Annotated in this window: 3 protein-coding genes; all 3 read right to left on the bottom strand. The window is 32.7% G+C overall.

Going from position 1 to position 5,623, the window contains the following annotated elements; translation table 11 throughout:
- Nucleotides 1-355: 355 nt before the first annotated feature.
- From K5G00_RS28690 to K5G00_RS28680, 3 genes are read right to left on the bottom strand one after another with little or no spacing between them, the layout of a single operon-like run.
- A complete protein-coding gene (locus K5G00_RS28690) occupies nucleotides 356-2,002 on the bottom strand; it encodes an Eco57I restriction-modification methylase domain-containing protein (protein ID WP_238769928.1) in 1,647 nt (548 codons plus the stop codon).
- Entirely contained in the window at nucleotides 2,002-5,031 is a 3,030-nt protein-coding gene (locus K5G00_RS28685; RefSeq protein ID WP_238769927.1) for an Eco57I restriction-modification methylase domain-containing protein, read from the bottom strand. The genes K5G00_RS28690 and K5G00_RS28685 overlap by 1 nt, the downstream gene beginning before the upstream one ends.
- Nucleotides 5,028-5,363, bottom strand: coding sequence for a helix-turn-helix domain-containing protein (locus tag K5G00_RS28680; RefSeq protein ID WP_238769926.1), 336 nt, complete (start codon nucleotides 5,361-5,363; stop codon nucleotides 5,028-5,030). The genes K5G00_RS28685 and K5G00_RS28680 overlap by 4 nt, the downstream gene beginning before the upstream one ends.
- Nucleotides 5,364-5,623: the final 260 nt, after the last annotated feature.

Here is a 5,623-nt window from a genome sequence, read left to right as displayed (position 1 = left end):
AGAGAAATACGCGTTAGCAACAGTAGTTAATTGGCTCGGAAAGAATAGAGTAATTTATTTGAACTCTATTCTGGATGTGCTTATGTGGGGAATGGCACACAACGGTCACTTGTAAGTTGTCGTTGCGGATTTCGAAGAGCGTTCCTGTCCGGAGGACACGGAACTGCGAAACGAGAATCCAGCGAACGATACCACACGAACCCCCGCAATGCAATTTACAATTTGTTGTGTTTTCGTGCTTTTTTCCTTAGTCTGTCTGTGTGTTGGAGCAGCCATACTCTTTGGCAAGTTTTGGTCTGTGCGTAAGCTTTTTTGTGCGACTTGACAATGTGTATGGATGCGAAGCATATGCAATTTATTTCTTTCTATTTATCCTTCTATTAGACAATTTTCTCCAAATTTCACGAAGTTGTTTTACTTCTTTTTCATCAAATCCATATTGTTTTATAAGTAGCTCTTTGTCTACAATATCCAACACCTCTTCAATTTTCCGTTTTCTAATTAAAGAATCAATTAATTGAAAATCAAAATTCAAATCAATCGGTTTTGGTATTTTTATTTCTTCAATTTCAGTAGGTTCAAATGTCAATACACCACCTCCATAACTACGTCCAGTAATTTCAGAGAAAGCGAATGAAAGAGAATTTATAAATGATATAACGAGAGATTGGCGATTTACATTAGTCTTAAATCTAACACGATGAATTGTATCTGTTGACGATGCTCCAGTTTCGTTAAGAATAAGTTTCGGATAATCACCTACTTGACGTAATGCGAATGCATCTGGAGCCCATAAAGAAGGTGTTATGTACCAACGCTTACGAATCCTAGTTTTATACCCTGTATTGAATTGCATTTCTTCACCATATCGTATGTATTTTTGGCAAGCCTCAGGCAACTCATCAAATTCTACATTCGGAGGTATAAATAAATGAATTGAATTTTGTGCTTTCGAGTTTTTAGAAAAATCATTTTTAGAAAAAGTAATTCCTTTTAACTGATTTGACTTACTGGCTACTGGAATTGTATATTTCTCTAAGTTCCACTCTTTAACTTGCTCTTCTTTAAGCATAAAAAATTCGTTCCTACCAGTAACTAGTCCAACATCAACATCAAGAATATCACCACATGATACTATTCTATCATCCGATTTAAGATTCTTTAGAAGATTAATTTCCTTTTCTGTCAAAAAATACTTTGTCCACTTTTCTGAGCTATGGTCAATTGGTTTAACATTTGAGCCATTTATTTTTTCAAAGTCAATAGTCCTTAAACCATCTAAATTTTCACATTCAATAACCCTTATTCCAAGTCCATGCGTTACTTTTTTCTCACACAGAAGTAATACAACTTCTTGCTGAATATTTTCAAATACTAGTTTTTTAAAAGTTAAGATGGTAATTCTTTCGAAAAATTTGGATAAATAAATTCTTGTTTCAGCTGCATATTTAACTTGAAATAATTCAGCAGGAATTACCATTGCCATTTTCCCATTATTACTTAGTAATGATGAAGAGACAACAAGGAATGGAACCCAAATATTGGTAAGTTTATTGGGATTTAACCCAAGAGACTGCATCATCTCAATAGCAATACTGCGATGCTCTTCTGGAAAGTTCTGATATCTAATAAATGGTGGATTCCCAATTATCGTATCATATTTTACTGTGTTATTGTTTTTTATGAAGTTAAAAAAATCTTGATTTTCTATAGTATTCGAATTGAGACCTAAGTTCGCAGCACGTTGTTTTGCTTTAAGCGACTCTTCTTCTAAAAGTTCAATACCTTTTATTTTTCCTTTAAGTTCTTTTCCCTTTAAACCTAGTTCATTAAAACGCAAAATTGCAGATTCAATAAAATTTCCATCACCACAACTAGGCTCTAATACAGTTTGTGTTTTATCATCTATACTCCAACGACATAAAAAGTCGGTAATAGCCTTTGGTGTGTAATAGCCACCTCTTAACTTTTCAGCTGATAATTTATCTTTAACTAATCCCATCACTCTGCAGTTGAAGATTTTGTAAACATTTCATCTTGCATAACAGCATTAAATTCATCATTTGAAATTCCATACAACTTGTTAATTAATAGAATCAACTGATTTTGTAGAGTATCTATTTTTCGTTGCAAGACGTTTCTCTTTGTGCCATAACTGGCAGATTTGATTTTTTCTTTAGTACTGACTTGGTTTTTGACTATTTTAATAATCTGCAGATAGATTTCCTTTTCCGAATCCACAGACATATCAATGATTCTAATAGGTAGGTTTTCTATAAACTGCTTACCATGAGAGTAATAAGAGCCTCTAAATTCACTTGCCCCCGATTTAACCATATTTTCAATTAATGGATGCGAAAGAATTCCTAAGAAGTAGTATAAAGAATAATCAGAGTTATTTATTAATCCGTAGTAAGGACCGTTACCTCCACCTGTAAACTGCAAATTATTTTTATCAATTGTGTACGGTGGTTCCGTTGATAATACTGACCAAATTAGTTTCTCTGTATTATGGAATTTAGTCAAGCTTTGAGACCGCCCGAATTGATACCAAATTGGTTCATTACCTTGTAAGCTTCTTTTTTCTAATGATTCCTTATATTCTTTCAAGTATGTAAGAGCTAAAGGAAAGTGAGCCGTCAAATAGTCTTCACTAAATACATCTGCTTCATCTTTGTTGATATTGTAGGGAAAAATTAACTGAGCATTTCCGCTTAATGCGTCGAATAATCCAAACGACAAATCATATAATGCCGGTAAACATATTCCTTTCTCAATTTCCCAACGTTTACCTTGTTTAGTGAAAATAAAAGTTTCTTCTGTTTCTCCTTCTGGTTGGAAAATATATACTTTATCAGCACTAGTTTGCAAGCCAACGCAAATTTCGGCTAAGTCTTTTAATGGTCTTGTTTGTGGACTCCTAAGCTTATCAAAAACTTGTTCGGTTTCGGGATTAAGAAAAACCCAAGGTTCTGATGTGTAGTTTTCATTCTTATACTCAACAGAATTACTTTCATCCTCAAGTGTTTTTGCTGAAATTGACTTAATTCTTTTGAATGAAAACTTTTCGTGCTTTTCTACTTTTAATACAATTATCGCGGTATAAGTAGATTTCCCTGGAAAAATCTGCGACACTCCAAAATGAGTTATTTTGGAAATATTGCAATTGTCTGTAATGTAATTTCTAAGAGCTTTACCGCCTTTGATTAAAAAGAATTTATGAGGTATAATATATCCAAGATATCCGCTATCGTTTAATAATGTAATTGCTTTTTGAATAAATACATAGTACTTGTCAATTGTATCATTTTTAGCCACATCAAATCCAGAGATAGTTGACTGGTAATACAATACTTCTTCAGGTGAATATTTTACGAGATTCTGAATTCTTACATAGGGTGGATTTCCAATGATTGCATCAAATCCATGTGTTTCATTTAGAAATGGATATTCAGTTTCCCAATCGAAAGGATTAATGCGAAACAAAATGTCATCATCATCCACAGTTTCTGGCATGAACTCATAAAATTTTGAGTCAACTAAAGAATTTCCACATTTAATGTTCTTACTTAAATTAGGAAGCAACTTATCAGTAAATTGATTTAAATAGTCATTGACAGTAGCTTCATTTTCACCTTCGAGTAATTTCAGCAACAAACTAAACTCACTAACTTCTTTTGCATAAGGATTTATGTCAACACCATAAATATTACTTTCAAGGATATTACGTTTTCCTTTTAGTGTTAGAACATAAGTTGAATCTTCCGTTAGATATACAATATCTTTATCGTCTATTTTTTCATTAGAAATTGTTACCAAATACTTTTCAAGAAGAAAATCGTATGCTGAAATCAAAAAAGTACCCGAACCACAGCAAATGTCAGCAACTTTGAGGTTTTTAAGTTCTTTAAAAGTCTTTTCTGACACTAAAGGTGTCAGCGTGTCTTTAATAATCTGTTCAACAATAAGTTTCGGAGTAGGAACAACACCATTTGAAGCAGAAACTTCTGGTTCCATGACAATTGACAACTGGCGTTCATCATCAATTATAACTCTGCTTCCCAGAAAACGTTCATATATCTGGCTTAAGATTGCTGGGTCTACAACTGAGAAATCATAAGGACTCAGAGGGTAATACAATTCATTAAAAACAGAGATAAGCGTTTCTGCATCAATATTTATTGTTTGCGATAATGTGTCCTCAATAAAATCAAATAGACCTGAATTAAACTTTTTATCGGACTGCTCAAATAAAGCTTTTAGTTCATCATAATTCGAAATACTTTTCAATGTCTCGAATTTTTCAATAGTCCTATCTTCGCAAATTCGAAGGAAAATTATTCTATTAAGAAGTCTTTGGATTAGAAAATTGATATCTTGACTTTCCAGGTCTTCATTGTTGTTTACAGCTGAAATTGCTAATCGCTGTCTCCAATCTTCGATTTGAGATAGAAAATAATCATCAAAAGTTTCTCCGCGTCTTTCGTATGTTGAAAATAAATTGTCGAGTGTTCCTGAGTGTGCAGAATCAAAAGAGATTATTTGATTTAATTCTTTAAATGCACTTTCATATTCTGAGTAGTGGAATACTTTTACTTTAGCAACGTGTTCATTATCTGTGGAATTTGGCTTTAATCTACAGTCGTATATAATTAAATTCTCAAAATTTGTTAAGATTGAAATTCCAAGATTTGCATTCCATCCATATCTTCTTGTTTGAAAAGCTGCTTTAGAAGAATTGTTAATGTTTACAGAAGGTTTTTTAACCTCTACAAAAAGTTTACGTGTTCCATTGACACGAAGTGTATAGTCTGGATTCTTCTTTGTTTTTGAATCTTCAACTTCAATGTATTCTTCCTGAATTACATCACGTAAAAAATGTGTTTTTCCTTTGGTATTGTCAACATCCCAACCGAAACACTTTAATAAAGGGTCAATAAAGTCATTTCTAACCTGGGTTTCATTATATCCAGACTTTAAGCAATTATCCCTGTCGGATTCATATTTTTCAACTAATTCTTTTATGTTCATTGCTTATCAAAATCTAGTTTGCCCTGCTTTAGTTGCCTGGTTCTAAAATATTCCGCTTTTTCTTCAGCTAATTTTAAAAGTTCAGTTGTGTTTGACTGAGGATAAATAATCTCAGCTATTTTTTCACTATAATATTCTTTCTGAAGTTTTTCCAGCTTAAGTTCAAATACGTTAGCAAGTTTTGGTAAAATATTCTCTGGAACTAATCTCTTTCCATTCTCAATTTTTGATAACGTTGATTGGTCAATATCCAATGCGGCAGCTAATTTTGTTAACGTCATTGAAGCGTCAACTCTTAGTCTGTGTATATATTCTCCAAATGTTTCTTTCATTATCTTGAAATATTTGTCTTGACAGCTTTGTCAAAGGTAATAATTCTTGCCAGTTTTGTCAAGTTGTGCGAAAGCAAAAAACAACTCTTTTGCAAATTTTGGTCATGAGTCGGTTTGTGCGATTTGCAAATGTGCTGTTTGTGGGTTGGCATTCTTTTTTTTAGCATGTTCGTTAAGGCAGATGGTTAACAAAGTTAAAGTCACATAAGTTACACTAAATTCGTACTCAGCCTTGTAATATTTTGTTTAACACGAATATC

Source organism: Maribellus maritimus, from assembly GCF_022267315.1.
Taxonomy (GTDB): Bacteria; Bacteroidota; Bacteroidia; order Bacteroidales; family Prolixibacteraceae; genus Draconibacterium; species Draconibacterium maritimum.
The sequence above is the reverse complement of the archived record's forward strand: the minus strand, read 5'-3'. Positions and strand labels throughout refer to the sequence as shown.

What these genes read in the sequence shown, in the direction of transcription:
- K5G00_RS28690 (WP_238769928.1), bottom strand. Translation starts at nt 2,002, where the DNA reads ATGGGATTAGTTAAAGATAAATTATCAGCTGAAAAGTTAAGAGGTGGC.
- K5G00_RS28685 (WP_238769927.1), bottom strand. Translation starts at nt 5,031, where the DNA reads ATGAACATAAAAGAATTAGTTGAAAAATATGAATCCGACAGGGATAAT.
- K5G00_RS28680 (WP_238769926.1), bottom strand. Translation starts at nt 5,363, where the DNA reads ATGAAAGAAACATTTGGAGAATATATACACAGACTAAGAGTTGACGCT.